The sequence below is a fragment of the Nocardia sp. CWNU-33 genome, from assembly GCF_046764895.1.
Classification (GTDB): domain Bacteria; phylum Actinomycetota; class Actinomycetes; order Mycobacteriales; family Mycobacteriaceae; genus Nocardia.
Window position 1 is genome coordinate 42,739 of the sequence record NZ_JBKOQN010000015.1, and the last position, 23,585, is coordinate 66,323.

Annotated in this window: 17 protein-coding genes and 2 pseudogenes; 13 read left to right on the forward strand and 6 right to left on the reverse strand. The window is 65.9% G+C overall.

Translation table 11 applies throughout. The features are described 5' to 3' along the window. Positions 1 to 15 precede the first annotated feature (15 nt). The 3 genes from ACLMAL_RS21120 to ACLMAL_RS21130 all read left to right on the forward strand — a co-directional run bounded on the left by ACLMAL_RS21120 (position 16) and on the right by ACLMAL_RS21130 (position 4,160). Entirely contained in the window at positions 16 to 324 is a 309-nt protein-coding gene (locus ACLMAL_RS21120) for a hypothetical protein (protein WP_412000648.1), read from the forward strand. Continuing rightward, entirely contained in the window at positions 321 to 2,753 is a 2,433-nt protein-coding gene (locus tag ACLMAL_RS21125; protein ID WP_412000649.1) for a lysylphosphatidylglycerol synthase domain-containing protein, read from the forward strand. Before ACLMAL_RS21120 ends, ACLMAL_RS21125 begins: the two co-directional genes overlap by 4 nt. 633 nt (positions 2,754 to 3,386) lie before the next feature. Then, positions 3,387 to 4,160 carry a sigma 54 modulation/S30EA ribosomal C-terminal domain-containing protein gene (locus ACLMAL_RS21130; protein ID WP_412000650.1) on the forward strand — a complete coding sequence of 258 codons (774 nt, stop codon included), beginning with the start codon at positions 3,387 to 3,389 and terminating at the stop codon, positions 4,158 to 4,160. 136 nt (positions 4,161 to 4,296) lie between these two features. On the opposite strand, the pseudogene ACLMAL_RS21135 reads toward ACLMAL_RS21130, so the two are convergent. Both ACLMAL_RS21135 and ACLMAL_RS21140 read right to left on the reverse strand, forming a co-directional pair. Then, a pseudogene (locus ACLMAL_RS21135) lies at positions 4,297 to 4,362 on the reverse strand (thioredoxin domain-containing protein); the annotation flags it as partial. Beyond that, on the reverse strand, positions 4,363 to 4,716 hold the full coding sequence (locus tag ACLMAL_RS21140) for a carboxymuconolactone decarboxylase family protein (RefSeq protein ID WP_412000651.1): 354 nt from the start codon (positions 4,714 to 4,716) through the stop codon (positions 4,363 to 4,365). Positions 4,717 to 5,233: 517 nt separating this feature from the next. Here ACLMAL_RS21140 and ACLMAL_RS21145 point away from each other — a divergent pair. The 8 genes and pseudogenes from ACLMAL_RS21145 to ACLMAL_RS21180 all read left to right on the forward strand — a co-directional run bounded on the left by ACLMAL_RS21145 (position 5,234) and on the right by ACLMAL_RS21180 (position 15,434). Then, positions 5,234 to 6,154, forward strand: a complete 921-nt coding sequence (locus tag ACLMAL_RS21145) for a universal stress protein (RefSeq protein WP_412000652.1) — start codon at positions 5,234 to 5,236, stop codon at positions 6,152 to 6,154. A 161-nt stretch (positions 6,155 to 6,315) separates the two neighbouring features. Next, on the forward strand, positions 6,316 to 6,795 hold the full coding sequence (locus ACLMAL_RS21150; protein WP_412000653.1) for an N-acetyltransferase family protein: 480 nt from the start codon (positions 6,316 to 6,318) through the stop codon (positions 6,793 to 6,795). Positions 6,796 to 7,100: 305 nt separating this feature from the next. Next, positions 7,101 to 7,747, forward strand: a pseudogene (locus ACLMAL_RS21155) (response regulator transcription factor). 623 nt (positions 7,748 to 8,370) lie between these two features. Beyond that, the gene (locus ACLMAL_RS21160) at positions 8,371 to 9,414 is read left to right on the forward strand and encodes a zinc-dependent alcohol dehydrogenase family protein (protein ID WP_412000654.1); all 1,044 of its coding nucleotides are present in this window, start codon (positions 8,371 to 8,373) and stop codon (positions 9,412 to 9,414) included. Between the two features lie 95 nt (positions 9,415 to 9,509). Then, the gene (locus ACLMAL_RS21165; RefSeq protein ID WP_412000655.1) at positions 9,510 to 9,779 is read left to right on the forward strand and encodes a universal stress protein; all 270 of its coding nucleotides are present in this window, start codon (positions 9,510 to 9,512) and stop codon (positions 9,777 to 9,779) included. A gap of 29 nt (positions 9,780 to 9,808) precedes the next feature. Continuing rightward, positions 9,809 to 12,550 carry a cation-translocating P-type ATPase gene (locus ACLMAL_RS21170; protein ID WP_412000656.1) on the forward strand — a complete coding sequence of 914 codons (2,742 nt, stop codon included), beginning with the start codon at positions 9,809 to 9,811 and terminating at the stop codon, positions 12,548 to 12,550. A gap of 1,404 nt (positions 12,551 to 13,954) precedes the next feature. After that, positions 13,955 to 14,377, forward strand: a complete 423-nt coding sequence (locus ACLMAL_RS21175) for a hypothetical protein (protein ID WP_412000657.1) — start codon at positions 13,955 to 13,957, stop codon at positions 14,375 to 14,377. Positions 14,378 to 14,432: 55 nt separating this feature from the next. Further along, the gene (locus tag ACLMAL_RS21180; RefSeq protein ID WP_412000658.1) at positions 14,433 to 15,434 is read left to right on the forward strand and encodes an Acg family FMN-binding oxidoreductase; all 1,002 of its coding nucleotides are present in this window, start codon (positions 14,433 to 14,435) and stop codon (positions 15,432 to 15,434) included. 39 nt (positions 15,435 to 15,473) lie between these two features. Here ACLMAL_RS21180 and ACLMAL_RS21185 read toward each other — a convergent pair whose 3' ends face one another. Continuing rightward, a complete protein-coding gene (locus ACLMAL_RS21185) occupies positions 15,474 to 15,857 on the reverse strand; it encodes a hypothetical protein (protein ID WP_412000659.1) in 384 nt (127 codons plus the stop codon). Positions 15,858 to 15,967: 110 nt separating this feature from the next. After that, on the reverse strand, positions 15,968 to 16,522 hold the full coding sequence (locus ACLMAL_RS21190) for a CBS domain-containing protein (protein WP_412000660.1): 555 nt from the start codon (positions 16,520 to 16,522) through the stop codon (positions 15,968 to 15,970). A 440-nt stretch (positions 16,523 to 16,962) separates the two neighbouring features. On the opposite strand from ACLMAL_RS21190, the gene ACLMAL_RS21195 reads away from it, so the two are divergent. Both ACLMAL_RS21195 and ACLMAL_RS21200 read left to right on the forward strand, forming a co-directional pair. After that, positions 16,963 to 17,841, forward strand: coding sequence for a slipin family protein (locus ACLMAL_RS21195; RefSeq protein WP_412000661.1), 879 nt, complete (start codon positions 16,963 to 16,965; stop codon positions 17,839 to 17,841). Between the two features lie 176 nt (positions 17,842 to 18,017). After that, on the forward strand, positions 18,018 to 18,959 hold the full coding sequence (locus ACLMAL_RS21200) for a universal stress protein (RefSeq protein WP_412000662.1): 942 nt from the start codon (positions 18,018 to 18,020) through the stop codon (positions 18,957 to 18,959). Between the two features lie 23 nt (positions 18,960 to 18,982). Here ACLMAL_RS21200 and ACLMAL_RS21205 read toward each other — a convergent pair whose 3' ends face one another. Both ACLMAL_RS21205 and ACLMAL_RS21210 read right to left on the reverse strand, forming a co-directional pair. Next, positions 18,983 to 20,821: an AMP-dependent synthetase/ligase gene (locus ACLMAL_RS21205; protein ID WP_412000663.1), complete on the reverse strand. Its 1,839-nt coding sequence runs from the start codon at positions 20,819 to 20,821 to the stop codon at positions 18,983 to 18,985. A 398-nt stretch (positions 20,822 to 21,219) separates the two neighbouring features. Then, complete coding sequence (locus ACLMAL_RS21210) at positions 21,220 to 23,547, reverse strand: heavy metal translocating P-type ATPase (protein ID WP_412000664.1); 2,328 nt, start codon at positions 23,545 to 23,547, stop codon at positions 21,220 to 21,222. Positions 23,548 to 23,585 lie beyond the last annotated feature (38 nt).

The following is a 23,585-nucleotide window of genomic DNA, read 5'->3' on the forward strand; positions in this document are numbered from 1 at the left end:
TGCAGCATGTTCGCGATGACCGTGCCAAGTCGACGGCGAGCAACAGATCTGCGGCTCGCCGTCGCCGGTGTGCTGCTGACCATGCTGGGCGCCCTGGCCACCGGGTCCGCCGCGCTCGTGCGCGTAGACCGCGAACTGTTTCTGCGCGTCAACGCACTCCCCGACGCGCTGTACCGGCCGCTCTGGCTGCTACAGCTGACGGGCGTGCTGGGCGCACCGCTACCCGACGACGGGTCCATCGGCCCTGATCCGGGAGCCGTACGCCCCTGGTCGCGCCCTGGGCTCGGTTGCGACACTGCAGTTCCACCGACGAAAGACCGATGACGATGACGGCTGAGGCGACACGGATCGAGGCGGTGCCGGTCGGCGTGACACCGACCTCGGCGTCGCAGGCCACGACCGCAGCCGACATCCCACCCCGGGCCCGAGTCGTCGAGCGGCATGCGGGCGATGCCATCCGAGTCGTGCTCGGCCTGGTGGCACTGACCATTTCAGCGCTGGCGGCCCGCCATACCGAGGTACCGCAACTCGAGGTCGACCTGTTCCGGGTGATCAACGACCTGCCCTCGTGGGTGGCGCCGGTCTTGTGGGTCATCATGCAGCTGGGCACCATCGGCGCGGTCGGCGTCGCGGCAGGCGCGGCGCTGGTGGCGCGGCGGTTCCGGATGGCCCGCGACATCGCCGCGGCGGGCGTGCTCTCCTATCTGCTCGCCATCGAGGTGAAAACGCTGATCGGTCGCGCGCGACCGAATGTCCTGCTCAACGAGCTGAACCTGCGCACACACCAGGGCGGACTCGGCTTCGTCTCCGGGCACGCTGCGGTCGCGGCAGCTATGGCGGCCGCGGCGAGCCCGTGGCTGCCCCGGCCCTGGCGACGCGCCGTTTGGGCGCTTGCCGGAGCGGTCGCCCTGTCGCGGGTCTTCGTCGGGGCGCATTTCGTGCTGGACGTTTTCGGCGGCGCGGCGCTGGGTTGGACGGTTGCCGCCGCGCTGCACCTACTCTGGGGCGCTCCCGTGCACCGAGCCGAGGCGCCTGCGGTGCTGCGGGCTCTTACCGCCGCCGGACTGCGCCCGGTGCGGGTCATCCCCGCGGTCCTCGACGCGCGCGGGTCCCGGCCGTTCTACGTCACCACCGAGACCTGTGAGCTGTTCGTGAAGGTAATCGGCTATCACGAACGCAATGCCGATGTGCTGTTCAAACTGTTCCGGCACCTCATATTCCGGGAGGTCGAGGACGAATCGCCGTTCGCGACCCCGAAACAGAAGGCCGAACATGAAGCGTTCCTGACTCTGCTGGCCCGACGCGCGGGCGTGCGCACGCCGACGATCACCTCGGTCGGCGTCGCCGCGAGCGGTGACGCGTGGATCGCCGAAGAACGCGTTCCGAGCCGCAATCTCGCCCGCACGGTGTCCGGCCCGATCTCCGACGAATCCCTGTGCGATATCTGGTGCCAGATCGCGCTGTTGCGCGCAGCCCGCATCGCCCACCGCGATCTGCGCCTGGCCAATATCCTCATCGACGAACAGGACGCACCGTGGATCGTCGATTTCGGCTTCGGCGAATCCGGCGCCTCCGACCATCTGCTAGACGCCGACGTCGCCGAACTGCTCGTCTCGATGAGCTTCAAGGTCGGTCCGGAACGTGCGGTCGCGACGGCGCATATGGTGCTCGGCACCGACGCGTTGACCAGCGCGGCGCCCCTGCTCCAGCCACTGGCGCTGGCCGTGGCCACCCGCCGCACGACCCGGCATCAGCCTCACCTGCTGCACGAACTGCGTGCCACCATCGCGGATACGACCGGTGTGGCGGCCGTCGTACCGGAGGTGCTGGTGCGGTTCCGTTGGCGCACCCTCGGCTGGATCGCCGCGACGATCTTCGCGACCTACGTGCTACTACCGCGGGTCGGTCAACTCGGCACCACCATCGCCACCCTGGACGACGCGCAATGGCAATGGCTGGGCGGCGCCTTGGCGATGTCGGTGGTGACCTATGCGGCGGCGGCGCTGGTACTGATGGGAGCGAGTCCCCGCCCGCTCGCATTCGGCCGCACAATGAATGTGCAACTGGCGACCTCGTTCGCCAACCAGCTGGTGCCCTACGGCATCGGCGGTACCGCGGTCAACGAACGCTATCTGGAACGTTCCGGGATGACCAGGGCCACCGCCGTCGCCGCCGTCGCACTGACAGTCGCCTCGGGTGCGATCCTGCATGTCATCGAGCTCGCCGGAGCGGGAGTGTGGCTCGGCCGGACCCGACTGCTGCTGAGTTCCGCACTGCCCAGCGGCTGGGTACTGCTCATCGGCTTCGTGGCCGTGATGACCGTGCTCGGCGGCGCAGTCGCGCTGCTGCTGCGTCGCCCTGACCAGCTCGCCCAGGTGCGGAGCGCGGCCGGTTCGATGACCGATGTGCTGCGCAGGCCACGACGTGCCGCGATGGTGCTCGGCGGCCAGATCTGCGTAAATGTCGCTTACGTTGCGGCCCTGGGTTTTTCAGTACAAGCATTCGGCGGACACCCGTCCGCGGCCCTGGTCGCCGCCGTCTTCCTCGGCGGGGCGGCGTTGGGCGCGGCCAGCCCGACCCCGGCGGGCCTCGGTGTGGTCGAGGCCGCCCTGGTGGCCGGTCTCATGGTGGGCGGTGTGCCCAGCGCGTCGGCGGTCGCCGGTGTCCTCGCCTACCGGTTGGCGACCTTCTGGATCCCTGGCGCTATCGGGTTCGTCTCCCTCAAATCCCTGCAACGTCAACGGATGCTGTGAGGTGAGGCGCCGGCCCGTTGTACAGCGGCCGGAGCAACGCGACTCAGCTCGTCAGGGACGGCGCTATGCGGGGTGTCGGATGACGCAGGTACGCAACGGTCCGACATGCCTTTGGCTGCGTTCACCGCGGCGTCGGCACCGGACCTCGTGCAGATACGAGAGCAATTCCGCGAGCTGTCGCGGCTATGGGATGCGATTCGGCACGAGTACTGGGCGGAGGTCGCTCCGCCCCTGAAACATTCACGAGGACGGCTGCGCCAGCCGACGACGACAAGCAGGTGAGGCCGGTGCCAACTGATCCGGAGTCGGCGCGGAATCGACAACTCGGCGCACGAGCCGGACGTGCGGGGTATCGGCTGGTATGCGCTCCTGGGTACCGTGCGACTGGAAGCTGCTCGACGCCGAAGACGGTACATGCCTCGAGGCGGGCCACCGCATCCGTACCTACCCACCGCGACCGACCGAGTCCTCGACGCGGTAACTCGCTGAGGCCCAGAGGTTTTCGACTACCGGAGGACCTCGGTCATCTGGTCATGGGACCTTCGGCTCTTTCCGGTCAGCCCAGGCGAGGGTGAATCTGGGGGTGCCTGCAGAATGTGCTGTCACTATCAAAGAAGAAGGGGGACTGTCGCCGTGCGTACACCGTGTCCGAGTAAGTACCCGACGTTTCCCGATGTCGTTGTCTCTGTTCAGGGCCGAATCGCGGATCTCGAGATCGAACGGATAGGTAGTGCGGTCGGCCGGGTGTTGGCGCGGCGCGGGACCACCAGCGGGGCGCGGGTCCGAGTGACCGGTGCAAACTGCGATGACGGCCCGATGCTTGTGCAGGTGAATCTGCGCGTACTCGGCACGCCGACCCGCATCCAGACGATGGTCCCCGGCAAGGGTGTCGTACTGCCCGCGGTCGACCGGCTGGACAAGCAGATCTCCCGACTATCGGGACCGTGGCAGCCGTGGACTCTGCCCGATCCGACCCGATCCGCGCTGGCCGCACCGGGGGAAGGGGCAGTAGCGCGTCGCAAACCGTACTCACTGGCAACAGCGGATGTCCGTGTGGCGGTGGCGTCAATGGACGCAATGGATTACGACGTGCACCTGTTCACCGACGCCGAGACCGGCGAGGATGCGATCGTTTATCGGGCCGCTCCCTCAGGGCTGCGGCTGGCTCGACAGCGGCATCAGCATTTACCGCGATTGCCCTACCCTCCGCGGGCGCTGCCACTGACGGTGCCCCCAAGTCCGCCGCCGGCCCTGCCAGAGGGCGAAGCGGTGAAACGGTTGTGCGAGCACGGCCTGCCGTTCCTGTTCTTCACCGACTTGGCCGACGGTCGCGGCCATCTGCTGTATCGCCGCTATGACGGCGATCTCGGCCTGATCTCACCCAACCCGGCAAATCGGGCGGCATAACGAACGTAGCGGCATCGACCCCGCCCACGTCTCCATCCCCGCAGCCAACCCGAATGCTCGCGACGTCGGAGAAGGCAGGGCCGGAGCCCGGCAGAGCCTGCATGCTTGGTTCCTTATTTCGTTCAGTCGTCCCGGCTCATGCTTTCGCCGACACCCACTCGAACACCGGCGCGAACATCCGACACGGTCCGCACCACGGAGCTCACAAATTGTGGTCGGTGTAGAACTCGGTGAACGCGGCGTAGGCGCGTGCGCCATAGACAGTGGCGGGGCCGCCGTTCATCAGGAAGGTGACGCCGATGGTCTCGGCCGCCTGCTCGGGGGTCGCCCCGTGTAGAACCGCGGCGTGCGCGTGCGCGGCGATGCAGCCGTCGCATTCCTTGCTCACCGCGATGGCAAGGGCGATCAGCTCTTTGGTTCTGGTATCCAACACACCGGCGGCGAACGCCGCATCGTGCAATTGCTTGTAACCGGCGTACACCTGTGGGATCGCGCGCCGCAGCTCGCGGGTCGGCGTACGCAGCTCGTCCCGGACCGTCGCACCGTAATTGCTCATCTCGCTCCTTACCAATTGTCCTTTGGGTCCACGGTGCACGTAGTCGGCCAGGCCGCGATGCGGTCTTTGGTCCTGTCCGTGGGCGGCTTTGGTCGCACACCTGGAGCAGTTGCGTCGCTGGCACAATGAATTTCGGCACTGGTGATCAAGCCGACCTGAACCGCCGACTGACATTGCGCCGCTCGACTGCTGGTCGGCTTCATCACCGAGGCCGATCTGTCGCGGCAATTGCCGGAAGACACAGTCGGCGAATTCGTCGAAGCGATCTGCGCACCGAACCTGCCGAGTGCCACCCAGGCATGAATCGGACTTCCCGCCCTCGGCTGGTGCCACCAGTTCGATGGACCGCATCGCAAGGCGGCGACCGGCGTGCCATCTCGGTTCGATCCTGAGGTGGCGGGTGGCGCCGCCGTAGCGTCCTTCGGCCCACGGATCGGGGACCATCGCCAGCAGTTGGATCCGTCGGGAACTCGTACCGTTCGGGTATCCGGCTCAGCGCAGATCGAAGGGCTTCGCCATGAACACGCAGCAGCGCGATAATTCACACCAGCTGGCCTCGGCACCGGTTGTCGTCGGCGTAGACGGGTCCGACGGAAGCGACCTCGCCGTCCGCTGGGCCGCCGAGCTCTCCGCGCAGCGCGGCCGCCGACTGCTCATCGTGCACGGCCTTGATCTCGTCGCGACCCAATCGCTGCTCGGCGGCTACCACGTGATACCCACCTCCGTGGTCGAGACGGTCCGCGCGCGCGGCACGAAAAACGTCGCCGCCGCACGCAGACTCGCCCACGAAATCGCACCCGGAGTGGACATCGCCACCGAGCTGTCCGACGCGAGCCCTTCCCGGCTGCTGATACATCTGTCGAAGACCGCATACCTTGTGGTGCTCGGCGCCACCGGCAACGCGGGAACCATCGCCCACCTGGGCTCCACCCTGCTCGCGGTCACCAGCCACGGACACGGCAGCGTCGTCGTGGTCCGCCCGACCGATACCGAAGGCCAGATCCGCGACGATGGACCCGTCGTCGTCGGTATCGATGGCAGCCCCGTCGGCGAGGCGGCCATCGCGGCCGCGTTCGCCGAAGCATGCGACCGCAGGACCGATCTGATCGCCTTGCATTCCTGGAGCGAATGGCATTTCGGTGAATTCGCCGGACCGGCCGACTACCCTATGGCCGAGCCCGTCTTGGAAACCGCCGAGAACGCGGTGCTCGCTGAACGACTCGCCGGATGGACAGAGAAGTATCCCGACGTCCCGGTCACCCGCAAGGTGTACCGGGCCGGGCCGATGGATCGGCTGACGGAGTGGTCGAAATCCGCGCAACTGGTCGTGGTCGGCAGTCGCGGCCGGGGCGGCTTCACCGGCCTGCTACTCGGCTCCACCTCCAATTTCCTCGTGCAGCACGGCCATTGCCCCGTCATGGTCACCCGAACCACGTAATGACAAGAAAATCCCGCACCGGATCGAGTATGGACCGCGCCCAGCGCTCAACTGTGCTGTTCGGTCCTTCGGTTGGGGACCTTCGGCCCATCCCGATCCGCCCGTTCAGAGATGCTTTGCTCGAGAAACAATTTCGATCTCGGAGGCTGGGAGTCCACGGCATGATCACCTCGACCGAAACCATCACAGTCCGCCCACTCGGCCCAGCCGATACCGCCACCGTCGCGGATCTGCACGCTGGGATGCCCGATAAGGACAGCCTCTTCCGAAATGTCGTGCCGCGTCCGACCGAGCTACCCAACGTCGCTCACGCCCTCGCCATCCGCGATCCGGCACACTGTGTGCTCGGCGCTTTCACCGACGACCGGATCGTCGGCCTCGGTAACTTCGTCGTGCTCGGCACGACCAAGACGGCCGAGCTCGCCATGACCATCGCTCCCGATCAGAACGACCGGACGGGCGCTTTCGGCCCCGACCTCCTTCACCGCCTGGCGCAGCTCGCGCGTGAGCGCGGCATCGAACGATTCATCGCCGAGTTGATTCCGGCGAATTCCAGGCTGATGCGGTTGGTCGTCGCCGCGGACTTCACCGTGACGGCCTACCGCCAGAACGGTATCGCGCTAGTCGGCATACAACTCTGACGGCACAAAGCTGTTCGCCGCTGGTTTCGCCGCACCGCGTAGTGACACTCGAAATATGCTGGCAAACCCTACACCGCCGATATCCGCGCCGAAAACTACTGTGCCACCAAAGATCTCGGATCATCACTCGAATCGAAGCGCCCACAGAACACCATCGACTACCGAAAACAACCACATCCTCGATGCCGGTCGCCAGCACGGCCCGCAGTGTGAGCCGATCGTGTCAGCGGGCCGACGCGAGCCCCCGGATAGCCGCCGACATGTCGGCCCTACGCTGAATGAATGTTGCGCGGCGACACAGCGGAATGACCAGAGTGTTCCTGGTGGACGACCACCACATCGTGCGTCGCGGTGTTGCCGACCTGATCAGCGCCGAGCCCGACCTCGAAGTCATTGGCAAGGCGGGCACCGTATCCCACGCGATGGCGCGCATCCCAGCCCTGCGCCCCCGACGTCGTGGTCCTCGACGTGCGACTGCCCGATGGCAACGGCATCGAACTATGCCGCGAACTGCTGTACCAGCATCCCGAGCTACGCTGCCTGATCCTCACCTCGTCTACCGACGAACAGGCCATGCTCAACGCCATCCTGGGGGGCCAGCGGCTACGTGGTCAAAGACATCGACACCCTTGAGCTGATCGATGCCATCCGCGAAGTCGGCGCGGGCAAATCCCTGCTCGACAACCGGGCCGCCGCCGCGCTCATGGCGAAACTGCGCGACGAAGCCACGGCCAAGACTGGGCCGCTGGCCACGCTCACCGACCAGGAACGAACGCTGCTCGAACTGCTCGGTGAGGGGCTGACCAACCGGCAGATCGCAGGCCGCATGTTCCTGGCCGAGAAGACAGTGAAGAACTATGCCTCCCGGCTGTTGACCGAGCTCGGCGTCGAACGACGCACCCAGTCCGCCGTGCTGGCCACGAAGCTCAATCCACCACACCAGGAGGAATGAGCAGGCGCACCCGCAACGGTCCCGCGCAGCATCTCGACACCCTGGAATCGTGCACTGCCGTCTGAGGACCATCGCCCCGCCGGGCACCGCCTTTGGACCCTTGGGCCCTTGCCGCGAACACCTCAGGCTGAGCAGTACGCCCCCCTGATTCGCCTGGGGCCTGCCCGAGGAGGACACCATGCCCCGTCGTCTCGACGATGCCTTCGCGCCCGCCATATACATGGCTGAGGAGTGGTTGCGCGTCATCGCCGACAGTCTCGACACCGACGACCGCGCCTTCTCCTACCGCGCGCCGCGCGCCTGGATACCTACCGCGCGGGACCGCATCAGCGTCACTGGCTCAGCTGGCCGCCCAACTGCCCGAGATACTGCGCCGGGCCTACTACCTCGAACGCCCTGCCGCCCTCGAAAATCGACCACACGCGATCGGCCAAGCGGTAGCCCTGCTGGCCGCCGGGCCCGAGCCAGTCCCGGAGGACGAATCAGGTTATGCACGAACGACTTCCACCGCCGAGCGAATACACCGCATTCTGCTCGCGGCAGGCGTGAACAGCGCCGATACGAATGGTCGGACCAACTGACATGCTGCGCGGAATACCGACCAGTCCGACAAAGGAGAAGTCATGCATGCAATGGTCTTTCACGGCCCAGGAAACACCTCATGGGAGGAAATACCCGACCCGACGATTCAGCAGGGAACCGATGTCATCGTCCGCGTCGATGCTGTCACGATCTGCGGAACCGATCTGCACATCCTGAAAGGCGATGTGCCCGAAGTGAGCGCTGGACGTGTACTCGGTCACGAGGCCGTCGGCACCGTGACCGACGTCGGCAGCGCGGTGCGGACCCTTCAGGCCGGTGACCGCGTCCTGATCTCCTGCATCTCCGCATGCGGCAGCTGCCGATTCTGCCGCGAAGGCAGGTACGGCCAATGCCTCGATGGCGGCGGTTGGATTCTCGGCCACCTGATCGATGGCACACAAGCCGAGTTGGTGCGTGTTCCCTTCGCCGATACTTCGACCTACCGTATTCCGGCCGGACTCACCGACGAGCAGATGCTCATGCTGGCCGACATCCTGCCGACCAGCTATGAGGTCGGGGTCCGCAACGGCCGCGTCGAACCCGGTGATGTCGTGGTGATCATCGGCGCCGGTCCAATCGGATTGGCCGCGGTCTTGACCGCCCGGCTCTACAGTCCCGGTCGCATCGTCGTGGTCGATGTCGCGGACAACCGCCTCGAAGCCGCACACAAGCTGGGCGCCGATATCGTGATCAACAGCCGCACAACCGATGTCCGCGACGCCGTCGCCGCGATCACCGACGGCCTGGGCGCCGATGTGGCGATGGAGGCCGTCGGTGTTCCCGAAACCTTCGAACTCGCGGTAGCCCTGGTGCGCCCGGGAGGCCGCGTCGCGAACATCGGCGTACACGGCGCGCCCGCCACTTTGCATTTGGAAAACGTGTGGATCCGGGATCTGACCATCACCACCGGACTCGTGGACACCTCAACCACACCCACCCTCATCCGGCTCGTGCAGACCGGACAGCTCGACCCGGCAGCGCTGGTCACCCACCGCTTCGGCATGCACGAATTCCCCGCCGCCTACGACGTATTCGCGCGGGCACAGGAAACTGACGCACTCAAGGTCGTGGTTTCGAGAACCTGAGTCGACCAGCCATCCCCGGGTAGCACTGGGGCTATTCATCCCGAATGAGCGAGATCCGTGATAGCCCACAGACCAACACGGAAAGGCAGCAAGACATGTCCACTGATCAGCCGGCCCCCCCGATCATCGTCGGCGTCGACGACTCTACCGCCGCCACTGTCGCAGTGTGGTGGGCAGCCGTCGAGGCCGCCCGGCACGCGCCCCATCGCGCCTCATCGACACAATCGGCGTACCGACCGACGATGGCAGCTGATTGCGTCGGCAGCCATGGACGCGGTGGCTTCGCAGAGATAACGCTCGGCTCGGTCGGCCAAGCTGTCCTGCAAGCCGCGGACATCCCGGTCATCATCGCCCGACCGCGCTGATTCGTATGAACACGCCAGTTTCGCCATCAGTGGACAGTTCCACTGCGGTCGGCGCCGAACAGGCCGAAGGAGCGTCCGGACTGCGGCTCGATCCGACGGAGCGGATAGAGCTCCTACTTCGCGATCTGCGCAGTTCTCGATCCGGGCTGACCGGTCGGGAGGCGCAGCGGCGGCTGATCCACGTCGGTCCCAACGCGCTGCGCCGACGAGGCGTACGGACCTGGCCGCGTGAGCTACTGGCGCAGTTCACCCATCCGCTGGCACTGCTGCTATGGGCAGCCGCGGGCCTGGCCTGGCTGGTCGGCATCGAACCAGTAGCCATCGCCGTGATCGTTGTCATCCTGATCAACGCGGCATTCGCGTTTATACAGGAGCGGCATGCCGAGCGAGCGGTGGAGTTACTCGCGGCGTATCTACCGGCGCGAGCGACGGTAGTGCGCGACAGGGAGATCACCCAGATCGATGCCGTCGATGTGGTGCCCGGCGATGTGCTGGTGATCCAGGAAGGCGATCGAATCTCGGCCGACGCCCGCCTGCTCGAGGGCGGAATCGAGGTCGATCTGTCCGAACTGACGGGGGAATCGCTGCCGGTGTTCCGCTCGGCCGATGCCCCGGACACCGGTGTGCCGCTGGCCCAGGCACAGGACATCGCCTTCAGCGGGACGGCATGCACCGGCGGCGACGCGCAGGCGGTCGTTTTCGCCACCGGCATGCGTACCGAGCTCGGCCGCATCGCGGCGCTGTCGGAACGGGTCGGCCATGACGAGAGCCCGCTAGAACATCAAGTGCGCCGGGTCGCCTGGCTGATCGCCTTGGTCTCGCTGCTGCTCGGGGCGGCGTTTGTACCGCTCGCCACCATAGGCGCCGGGCTGTCGCTGCTCAACGCGGTGGTCTTCGCGGTCGGGCTCCTGGTGGGCAATGTACCGGAGGGCCTGCTGCCGACGATCACCTTGGCATTGGCGATCGGCGTCCGCGACCTGGCACGACGCGGTGCGGTCGTGAAGCGGCTCAGCGCAGTGGAGACACTCGGGTCGACCGATGTGATCTGCACCGACAAGACCGGCACCCTCACCGAGAACCGGATGCGGGTCACCGTGATCCATACGTCGACCGGTGCGCACGACCTCCAACCGCGCCCAGCCGACCCGACGCTCATTCGGCTGGCTGCCGCGATGATCGCCTGCAACAACGCCCGCTTCGATCAGACCGGACGGGCGCTGGGTGATCCGACCGAGACCGCCATACTCGTCGCCGGTGCGGCACTGGGTGCGCATACGGACCCTGACGACCGGCAGCGCCTGCGGCAGAGGCAGTTTCACTTCGACCCAGCGTGGAAGCGCATGTCGACGATCGACAGCTCGAGTGACGGCATCTGGGTGCACACGAAGGGCGCACCCGAAACAGTGCTCCCGCTGTGCACTTCCGAACTCGATGGCGACGGCCGACCGCAACCGTTGCACCCCGCCCGGCGCGCAACGCTGGTGGACCTGGTGGATACGCAAGCGCGGCAAGGACTTCGGGTGCTCGCGGTCGCCGAACGCAGACTGCCGGCCGATACCGTGCCCGCGGTGCGCGAATACGCCGAACAGCAGCTGGTATTGCTCGGACTTGTCGCGATGACGGACCCGCCTCGCGCCGAGGTCGCCGATGCCGTCGCAGCGTGCCACAGCGCGGGCATCCGCATCATCGTCATCACCGGCGACCACGGCCTGACCGCAGCGACCGTCGCCGCCCAGGTAGGGATCACCCGCGGCGAACCGGTCGTGGTGACCGGCGAAGAGCTCGACCGGATGAGCGAAACCGACCTGGACACCCTGCTCTCCGCGACGCCCGACCTGATCTTCGCTCGATCCTCACCCGAGGCGAAACTCCGTGTCGCGGACGCACTTCGCGATGCCGGCCATGTGGTGGCGATGACCGGTGACGGCGTCAACGACGCGCCCGCCCTGCGCCGCGCCGATATCGGCATCGCGATGGGCCGCTCTGGCACGGATGTCGCCCGCGAGGCCGCGACCATGGTCCTCACTGACGACAATTTCGCGACCATCGCCGCGGCGATCGAGGCCGGGCGGCGGGTCTACGACAACATTCGCAAGTTCATCTTCTACATTTTCGCCCACGCAACACCCGAGGTGACCCCGTTCATCGTGTTCGCGCTCTCGGGTGGTGCGATCCCCTTGCCACTGACCGTCTTACAGCTACTGGCGATCGATATCGGCACCGAAACCCTGCCCGCGCTCGCACTGGGTCGCGAACCGGCCGAGCCCGGTCTCATGCGACGACCACCTCGGCGACGCACCGAAGCGATCATCCGGATTCCGATGGTGTTGCGCGCGTGGCTGTTCCTCGGCACGATAGCGGCGGCACTGGGCATGGCGGGTTTCTTCTATGTTCTGCTGGGCGCGGGATGGCATCCGGGCGATCCCACCGGCCCCGGTACGCCACTGCACCACGCCTACCTCCAGGCCACCACGATGACCTTCTTCGGCCTCGTCGCCGGTCAGATCGGCACCGCGTTCGCGGCCCGCACCGAACGGGCCTCGCTGCGCTCGATCGGCGTGCTGTCCAACCCTCTCCTGTTGTGGGGTATCGCGTTCGAACTCGCGCTCGCGGCCGTGATCGTCTATTTCCCGCCGGTTCAGCACCTACTCGACACGGCAGCGCTCACCCCGGACATGCTCGCCTTCGCCGCACCCTTCCCGGTGATCATCTGGGGTGCGGACGAAATTCGGCGCTGGCTGTTGCGTCGCAGTGACATCGCACTGCAGTAGACGTCTTTCGCACCCCTTGATCGGGGCCAACGCCTGGAATGAGACCAGTCCGCGAATTCGTACCGCACCCGTATTCGCCCAATCGAACATTTGGGTAATCGTGGCAGTGCGGGCTGAGGAGTTCGACGGTCTTCTAGCGTCGCCGCAGATCGATCTGTGTGGTTAGTGCATGTATCCTCCGGACACCAGTGCTAACCACACAAGGGGTGGCTAACACTGTGGCGATTTGCTGTCGATGGTCGTATCGAATCTCAACGTTGAGCGCCGTATAGCGCGCGATCTTGTCCTCGGGTGCGCCCGCGTTGAGGACCGCTGACATGTCGCCCAGCGAGTCGATCAGCTTGTTGACCTGGGCGGCCGTCAGTACAACGGTCAGTGGGATGATACGGCCGCGGCAGCGTCGTTTGCCGAGCTCGCTCCAGCTGACTGCGGGAGCGGTTACTGGTGCCCGCCTTGGCGCGCCGGATCAGGTGTGCCTCGGTGAAGGCCTCGACCGACACGATTTTCGGGTGTGCCGGTCGACGTGAGCGGACGATGCGACCAGCGCGCGACCGACGAAACCGCACCACATGCCCCGCGGCCACATCATCGGGGTCCAACAGTTCCTCGACCTTGGACCATCGGCCGAAGACTCCATAGCCGGTGTAGCGGGATTCTGCAGGATCGCCGAGACGGTAGGAGCCTGCCGGCCATCGCCCGCGCGATGCCGATTCTGCTCGGGCCGAGGCGCCTCGGGAACGGGATCGACGGTTTCTCGTACTTCAAGGGGGGCCACCTCGAAGTACGACTGCACGCATAGTTCTCTTTCGCCGTTGTCGCAGGTGGCGGCGGTCCACTGTCCAGACATGGGATGCGATCGACCGATTCGCTTCTCCGACAACGTGTACCGGGCCATTCCCGATGTTTTCGATGATTTCACTGGCCACGTCGCCGGGCTGCATAGTCTGCGCGTCGGGGGTGACACCCATACGTTGCATTGCCTCGGTGGCCATCTTGCCGAGCGCCGTGCACTCGGGCGTCCAGCAGATCAACCGCTTCCCGCGTGGTCGCGGCCTTGACCTGTACCCGCACCGATCGGCCGTCCATATCCACATTCGCCTGGGCGACAATCGACCGCCGGATCCGCATGCCAGGTCAATCGCACCCTGGCCCCCGACACGGCTCCAGCGGCGGACACGTGCTGGCCGAGCGAAATCCGCACGACCGACTCCGTCCCTGACGTAGCTCTGGACATGATCCCTTCGTCCCGCCGACCATGCCACCCGGTCGAACAACCCCGCCAGAGCCGAAAGTCTCCTTGACAGACCCGTTCGACTCCATGGCCGGCTTCATAAAGCCGGGCCGGCCGCTGTCACTGGGAACTCTTCGCCGCTACCCGCCTGCATCACCCGCTACGCTGCCGTCATGCCGTACTACGCGACGGTTCCGGACAGCATGCGGGAACGGCTCGCAGAGCTGGCGGCGCTCCTGCGCGGGTGCCGGGACACCTACCTGCGCATCGACGAGGACCATCATTGGATGGTCCACCCGAGTTCGGCCGCCGCCTCGGATCTTGCCGTATTCGCCGGTACGGTCGGCCGTCGCCGACTGTTCGCCGAGTTCGACGACGGCGGGCGAAGAGCACAGACGATCCGGCTCGATGGCGTCGAGTGGCTGACATCGCTTGCCGCAATGGGGATCTACGACGCTTTATCGTCGGTCTACCAGTACTGCGGTTGGGAATTCGATATCGATTCCGAGTTCGAAACGATGATCGACCGGACCCTCCCGGCTTCCTATGGCCTTCACCGTAGGTGCCGCAGCGTAACGGTGACCATAGACCCGTAAGTACGTGCGCAAAGGCCGTACTCCCCGGACGCCTCGGCCGACCAGACTCACCGATATGACCGCAAGTGATGTCTCGCTATCCGAGGTGCCGGATCACCCGACGATGCTGGCAGCGATGCGGCTCGCCGCGCACGCCCCCTCTGTGCACAACACCCAGCCATGGCGCTGGATATTCGACGGCGTCCGGCTGCATCTCTACAGTGACACCGACCGGCAATTGCCCGCCGCCGACCCGCGCGGACGCCAACTGGTGATCAGCTGCGGCGCCATGTTGCATCACGTGCGCACGGTCTTCGCCGCATACAACTGGCACACCGATGTCGTGCGCCTGCCCGATCCCGAGCAGCCACAGCACCTTGCCGCGATCGGATTCCGTCCGTGGCCCGACCCACCCGCCGAAATACGCGCCTGCAGCAACGCCATCCATCACCGGCACACCGACCGGCTGCCGATGCTCGAACCGGACAGCTGGGCCGAAATCGTGCCCGCGCTGCGAAACCTGGTGTCGGCGTGCGATATCCAGCTCGACGTGCTCGACGAGAGTGCCCGGCCGCAGCTGGCGACGGCCTCGGAGCATGCCTCGGCGCTGCATCGGTACGACATGTCGTACCAGACCGAATTGCATTGGTGGACAGGGCATTCCCAGCTGTCTGAGGGTATTCCGCGCTCAGCCATGATCTCCGATGCCGAGGCTGCCCGGGTCGGCGTCGCGCGCGCGTTTCCGTCCGTCGCGCACTCGATGCGCCGGGCCGACCTCCGAGACCGCGCCCGGCTGGTGGTGCTCAGCTCACCCGGTGAGACCGTGGGGGAATGGCTGCATGCCGGAGAAGCGCTCTCAGCGGTCCTGTTGGAATGCACGGTGGTCGGGCTGACCACGTGCGCGCTCACTCACATCACCGAAACCACGACGGGCCGAAAAGTTATGGCACGTCTAATCGCTCACCCGTCCGTGCCGCAGGTCCTCATCCGCATCGGGACCGCACCGGACGAGCCGGAGCCACCGCCCACCCCGCGACGGCCCCTACTCGACATGTTCACAATTCGTCGAGCTGGTTGACCGCGAGCCACGCCGATAACCGATCTCCGCCGCGGGCGATCAGGTCAACTGGATCATGTGCCGGTGCGCATCGATGGCATGCCCCAGCTCGGTTCGTGACAGTTCGTGCATACCGCACTCGCAGTTGGCGGGAACGAGGTCATCGCTGAAGCGGTCGCCACGCAAGATATCGGTGTAGCGGGTGCCGTGCCGACCCGCGTGGTGTGCCTCGTCGATGAAATCGCGCTGCCCATGGGCGTGCGGGGCGACCAACGACTCGTACACCGCACCCAGAGCTGTATCGAAAACCGTTGCGACGTGGTGACTACGACCGCAGCGAACCTGCAGCAGGATGTGGTCGTCTCGGTCCGAGCCGAGGTCGTCCACGGCCTTCCCGGCAACGAGCTGACGTTCAGTCGGGCTGAGATCAGAGAGGCTGCTCATTGTTCCTCCAAAGATGGGCTACTCGAATAACGACCGGGACGTACCCTGCACCGCACGGTAGTGAAATGGCTACTGCTACAACCATTCCGGGAGCGGCACAGCGGTGCCTCCTAGTCGAGCACCTTGACGTGGTCGACGCCGGGTACGGTGCGAGCAAGGGTGATGATGACGCGTTCTTCGGTGGGATCGATGCGGTTGCCGCGGATGGTGACTCGGCCGGATGCCACGTCGATGGTCCAATCTTTGCGGCTGCCCGCATAGTCATCGAGCAGGGCTCGGATCTTGGCTTCGATCGTGGCGTCGTCATTGATCAAGGTGCGCAGCAGATCTCGTCGGGAGACGATGCCGACCAGAATGCCCGCCTCGACCACCGGCATCGAACGCAGCCGTCCGGCGAGCATCTCGGTGGCGACGGTGGCGATATCGGTACCCGGGTGGACCACCTGCACCGGCACTGTCATCACCGCCTCGACCACCGCAGACTGTACGGCGGACTTCGCGGCTAGCGCATCGGATTCAGAGAGCAGGCCGATCACCCGGAAACACTCGTCGACGACCGGGAGTGCGGCGAATCCATGCTCGGTGAGCAGCCCGATGGCCGCGGTCAGAGGTGTTTCCGGCCGGACCGTGACGACCGGGCGGCTGAGGATGTCGCGTGCATGCATTCGAAGTCACCTCGCAGGTGGATGATGTCGACGGTGTTTCGGTGCCTGTCAGCATCATGTGCCGATGCGGCCTGGCACACGATGCAACGGACCTCTACTCGGGTGACCTTGGGCCCGAATGAAAGCCGGTCCGCACAACTCTGCGACAGCCGGCGATGGCGTGCGTGTGATGGGCCCGTGACCTCGGCTGCGGGGTCACAGACCTGACAGAAGGCTTGCCGGGCTTCTTCGCGCACGGCGACGAAGTACCCAGCGGGCGGTGCCGTTCGGCACTGTGAAATCGGTGTACGCGGGCTGCATTCTGAAGATGGCGAGCCGCGATCGTCGCGGGTATCCGCGTCGAGCCGGCCGCTGGTGATCGCCATGTCGGCATGGTCGGCGCCACCGTCAACCACCCCGTTTCAGATGCCGACGCGAATTCGCGTCGATAAGGAGAAGTTGTGAATGCACTCGTGATTGCTTTCGCAGTGCTCATCGTGGCACTGATCGTGGTGTGGCTGTCGATTCGGGTGGTGACCCAGTATGAGAAGGGAGTGTTGTTCCGCCTCGGACGCGTGATCGCAGTCCGAGAACCTGGGCTGAGATTCATCATCCCGGTCGTCGATCGACTGCGGAAGGTGACGATGCGCATCATCACCATGCCGATTCAATCCCAAGGCATCATCACCCGAGACAACGTCAGCGTAGACATCTCCGCCGTCGCCTACTTCCGCGTCGTTGACGCCGAGAAATCGGTCGTCGCCATCGAAAATGTCTACGCCGCCATCGACCAGATCGCCCAAACCACGCTCCGCAAAGTCGTCGGACAGCACACCCTCGACCAAGCACTCGCCGAGACCGACACCATCAACGCCGACATCCGGCAGATCCTCGACACCACCACTCTGGAGTGGGGTGTCGAGGTCACCCTGGTCGAGCTGAAGGACATCCAACTGCCCGACACCATGAAACGGGCCATGGCCCGCCAAGCCGAAGCCGAACGGGAGAAGCGAGCCAAAATCATTGCCGCCGAAGGCGAATCCATGGCCGCCGCAGCACTCGGCGACGCCTCCGACACCATGATGGCCCACCCACTCGCCCTCCAACTACGCAACCTGCAGACCCTCCTCGAACTGGGCGTCGACAAGAACACCACCGTCGTGTTCCCGGCACCACTGATGAGCGCGATCAGCGACATCGGCGCCTTCTTCGCCCGCGAAACCACCGCCTCCACGACCCTGACCCCCACCGTCCAGACGCCGCCGATGACAGCGCCGGTGTCGACACCGATACACAACGGGACGGCGAGCACCGCGGTCAAAGCGCACACGCCGGACTGACCCGCCGCAGATCCACCAGACCTTGCGGCTCCGGCGGTATGGAACACACCGGATATCAACGGCGCGCCAAGGATTTTCGACCGATGACATTCGCGAAAACACCGACCGCGTGGGGCGCAGGTGGTCGAATGACCGCTGCGATCACCGGCCGAGGGGACTGTGCCGAGGAGACGCGCATGAGCGCACACAAGAATGCGGGAATCGTGGTCACCGTCGACCAACCCCCGATCGGGCACGACGCGGCCCTGTGGTCGGCCGCTCTCGCCGAACGCCTGCACTGTTCCCTTCGCATCGTCTACATCGCACCCGAGGCCCATCCCATGGTTGCGGAGATCGTCCGGCCCCACCACGTCCCGATCCTCGTGTCGGCGCACGCGCGCGCGACAGCGGTCCTCGACGCAGCAATCGCGGCGGTCCGTCGAGGTTCCCCCGATCTCGAACTGATCGGTGAGCTGATCGAGGGACCGGCCACCCAGGTGTTGGCCACCGTCGGGAGGGGTGCCCGGATGCTCGTACTCGGGCACCCCGATGCCGGAACCACTGATGTCCTCGCGGCCACCTCGCGGGCCAGCACCGTCACCGAACACACCACATGTCCGGTCACCGTTTGGCGGGGAGAATCCGGGCAGCTACCAGATCGGCGGCCCGTGGTCCTCGGTGTCGACGAAGACGCCGACAGCGCCGAAGCCACCGGCATGGCGTTCGAGTACGCGCACCTGTTCGCCGCACCACTCGTCGCGGTGCACTCCCGCCCCGCCCGACCGCCACCAGACCTGACGACAGTCCCCGACCTGCACCCCGAGCAGGACACCCTCGACGAAACCCTGTCCGCGGCACGACAGGCGTTCCCCGACGTCGCCGTCACCGCTACCGTCGTATCCGAGCCACCACCTCAAGCGCTGATCGAACGCGCCGCGGACGCACAACTGGTTGTTATCGGAACCCATGGCCGAAGGCGCATGCCCGCTGGTGCCGGCGCGTCGGTAAGCCCGTACCTGTTTCGCCACAGCCCCTGCCCGACCATGGTCTGCCCGCCCTGCCGCCGACCGAGACCGGACGACGATATCGCGCGGCCACCGCGCATATCGGCACGCCCAGGGCAGCGGACGACACCGTGATCGCCGACATCACCCTCCGCTCCTCAGTCATAGAGGGCGTCGATGCGGTCCGCGAGATTGTCGACGACTATCCTGCGGCGCAGCTTCATACTCGGTGTGAGATCACCTGCCTCGACGGACAGTTCGCGGTCGATGATGCCGAATCTCTTGATCTGTTCCCAGCGATTGAGTTGGGCGTTCAGGTCATCGATGTAACCGGCGATCACGTCGTGGGTCTTCTTGTCCCGCGCGATTTCGGCGAGCGGCATGTCAGCCAAGTCGTGCTTGTCGGCCCATTCGGTAATGGCCGGGGCATCGAGACCGACCAAGGCGACGCAATAGGGTCGGGTCTCTCCGTAGACGATGAATTCTCCGGCGTACGGACAGAGTCCCTTGAACGTCGCGGCAATCGCGGAGGGTGCGACGTACTTGCCTTGTGAGGTCTTGAACAAGTCTTTCTTGCGGTCGGTGATGTGGAGGAAGCCGTCGGCGTCGATCTCGCCGATGTCGCCGGTGCGGAACCAACCGTCCGCGTCGAAAGCCTCGGCGGTGGCGTCGGGGCGGTCGTGATAGCCGCTCATCACCCCCGGGCTTTTGAGCAGGATCTCGCTGTCCTCGGCGATCTTGACCTCGGTGCCGGGGAACGGTTTGCCGACGGTACCGAACCGGTAAGCACCTGGGCGGTTGATGAACGAGGCGGCGGCGGTCTCGGTCAGGCCGTAGCCCTCGAGCACGATGATGCCGATCGCGTCGAACCACTGCGCGACATCACGGTCCAAAGGGGCTGCTGCCGAAACGAAGTACCGCAGCCGACCACCGAAGCGTTCACGGATGGTGGACAGCACCAGCCTGTCCGCAACTTTGTGCTGCAATGAAACGAGCAGCGGCGGATTCTCGCCGGCCTGTCTGGCACGCGAGACTTTCAGGCCCACCCCGATCGCCCAGTCGAAGATCTTCTTCTTGATCCCGCCTTCTTCGGCCACCATGCCCTCGATACGCGCATGCGCCTTCTCGAAAATGCGAGGAGCGGCCCCCACGATGGTGGGGTGCAGTATCGCAAGGTTCTCCACGATCTTGTCCACCCGGCCGTCGATTGCCGTCGGAAAGCCGATCAGCGGTGACAGTGCCAACATCACCTTGCCGAACGCGTGAGACAGCGGCAGCCACAGAAAGTTCAGGTCTTCCGGGCCGAGAACGTTCACGGCATCGATCGCGGCGGCGCTGTAGGTCCATGCGGAATGCGGTAGCCGAACCCCCTTCGGGGTGCCGGTCGTCCCGGAGGTGTACATGATGCTGCCCAGGTGCTCGGGCCGGATCTCGCGGATGCGGTCGACCACCGCATCGGGGGATCCGGCGAGCAGTTTCCGTCCCTGCTCTTCGAGGTCGTCGAGAGTGATCACCCAGTTTCCGTCGCCCTCGCCGTCGAAGATCACTACCTGTTGCACGTCAGGCAGTTCGGCGCGGTGCTCGATCAGTTTGTCGACCTGGGTCTGATTCTCGGCAACAACGACACGGCTGCCCGAGTTGGCGACGATGAACGTGACGCCAGTGGCGTTGGTGGTGGGGTAAACGGTGGTGGTGGCCGCACCGGCGCACATCACCGCGAAATCGACGAGCACCCATTCATACCGTGTGGACGACACGAGCGCGATCCGGTCCTGAGCGTCGATTCCCAGCGCGATCAATCCGGCGGCGAGGATGTTGATTCGGTCACCGACCTGCTGCCAGGACACACTGGTCCAACCCTCGCCGTCGGGGAATCGGAATGCCTCTACGTCCGGAGTTGCGGCGACGCGGTCGACCAGTATCTGGGCGACCGACGGTGCCCGATTCTCGATCTTGCCGAGGTCGGGAGGTTCCTCGGATTCCTGGAGGAACGTCATCATTCGATCCTACGAGTCCCCGGCCGATCGCCGGGGCGTTCGGATGAGAAACATGTGCGCAAAGACAGCCACTCCGCAGGTGAAGAGCGGGAGCAGTGAAAGTGGCCGGACGTGCACCGTAGATCGGGATGGCGTGCTGAGCTGGCGGCCTGGGTGAGGCGGGCGGCGAGTGACGAATTCACTCCCGTCGGCTCTTTCGGATTGCTCGGTTGGTACTTCCCGCTTGCGGGAGTATCTCGGCCGTTAGATGGGCCACCCGTGTATGTAGGCGAGAGAAATCCCCCTTCGAGGGGATGAGATCGTGTGGCTACCGGCCTGCGGTCGGGACCGCCAGGATCGGTTCCGGACGTTGTGCGAGACGCACGAGGCGGGTACGTGGTCGTCCTCGATGTCCACTCTCAGGCTGGACTCGTCGCGGAGTTGTCGGCTGGGTTGCGCGCCAGCGTGAACAGTGCCTCGTCCTCCTGCGCGAAGTGCAGGGTGAGGACCGCGTCGAGTCCGTAGAGGGTGGCTCGCAGATCATCGATCTGGTCGGCGCGGATTCCGTGTGGTGAGTCGTCGAGGTGGCGGCGGATCCGGTCGACGAGCCGTTCGATCTCGGTGTGCTCGCGGCTCATCGTCACCATCGCCTCCGGGTCGCGCAAATAGTCGGCCAGCGCTGGATACAACTGCGACTCCTCGGCATGTTCGTGCGGCAGTATGTGCTCGACGAGAAGATCGAATGCGCGGCGGACTGCCGCATCGGCGCTCGGGCCAGGGCCACGGGACAGCGCGTCGGCCGCTTGCCGAACCGAGGCGCGTGCAGTCTGCAGCCGGTCGTGCTCCCGCGCGAAACGAGCGACCAGAGGGTCGATCTCTGCGGTGCGACGCCCACGATGAATCCGTAAGGCCCGCAACGCGTTCAGGATCACCACGATGTCGATCCCCTCCTGTACCAGCGCGCCGGCAGCGGGCACGAGCAGCCCGAAGGCGGCAGCGATCATCGCCGCCAGTGACAGCGTCATACCCGCGACCGCGCTCTGCACGGCCAGCCGATGCGCCCGCTGGGCGACCTCGACCGCGTCTGCGAGGCGATCGATGCGGTCGTCTACGATCACCGCGTCGGCGGCCTGTACGGCGGCCGTGGACCCACGAGATCCGAGGGCGACGCCCACATCCGCCACTGCGAGTGCCGGTGCGTCGTTCACACCATCACCGACCATGACGGTCACGCCGTCGCCGCGTTCCGCGCGGATGGCCGCGATCTTGTCGGCGGGGTCGGCGTCGGCGACGACTTCGGTGAGCCCCAGTAAATGTGCCACCTCGGCGGCGTTATCGACCCGGTCGCCGGTGAGCAGGAGCAGCCGCCGCAGGCCCGCGGATCGCAGGCGACGCATAGTGCGTGCGGCGTCGGCGCGAATGCGGTCACGCACCAGCAGTGCTGCCATGGGCACATCATCGACGCACACCCACACGAGGACGGCCAGATCCAGCCGGGCCCGCCGCTGGGCGGCTTGTGCCCAGGGCGCGGGCTCGGTTCGCGACGGCAGCCGCCCGACCCGAACCCTATGACCGTCCACGGTCCCCGTGGCACCCAGGCCGGGTTGCTCCGAAACATCCTGCGCGGCATCGGGCTCCAGCCCGCGAGCCGTGGCCGCGGCGGTGACGGCGTTGGCGAGCACATGCGGTGAGAACCGTTCGACCGCGGCGGCCTGTCGCAGCACCCGGTCGGCATCGGCACCGGGCGCGGTGACGATGTCGATCACCGCTGGTCTGCCTACAGTGACGGTACCGGTCTTGTCCATCGCCAGACACCGTGCGTGCCCAAGGGTTTCGAGCGCTGCGCCGTCCTTCACCACCACACCCGCTCGCGCAGCCCGCGACATTCCGGCCGTGATCGCGACCGGCACCGCCAGCAGTAGCGGACAGGGCGTGGCGGTGACCACCACAGCAACAGCCCGCACCGGATCCCACGTGAGTGTCCAGGCTAGACCGGCGATCACGAGCGCGAGCGGCAGGAACCATACCGCAACTCGATCGGCCAGCCGCGCCGTCGGCGCCACCGTGGCGGCAGCCTGCCGCGCCAGCGTGACGATTCCGGCATAGGTACTCTCCTCCACGGTTGCGGAGGCCCGAATATCAACGGCTGCACCGGCATTAACCACACCGCTGCGTACCTCGGTGCTCACGCGGCGCACTACGGGGACCGACTCCCCGGTCAGTGCCGATTCGTCGAAAACCCCCGCCATGGCGAGCACTCCGTCGACGGGCACCGTCTCACCGGGCAGAACGACCACGACATCGCCCGGAGAAATCTCGGTGGCCGCAACGGTTTCGATGCCGCCGGCACGCCGCTGATGCGCCTGCATCGGCGCCCGCCCCAATAACGCGGATAGGTCGCGCCCCGCCCGGCGGCTCGCATATGCCTCCAATACCCGGCCGGTGGCCACCATCAACGCGATCAGCGCGCCCGCGAAATACTCGCCGACCGTGGCGGCACCCACCAGCGCCACCAGCGCGAGCAGATCGGCGCCGTAGCGTCCGCGCCGAAGATCCTGGCAAACCCACACTGCTGCGGGCACGAGCGCGACCACTGTGGCCGCGAGCCACAACATGTCGGCGACCGCCCCACTGAACGGACGTTCGACCAGCCCGGCCGCACCCAACACGCCGATCACGGCGACGAGGACCGCCTCACGAAGCACCCTCCGCGCCGGTGTCTTCGACGTGGTCTCTGCAGTTTTCATGGAGTCTCCTCGATCTCGAACCGCGGTGCCCAAGCACC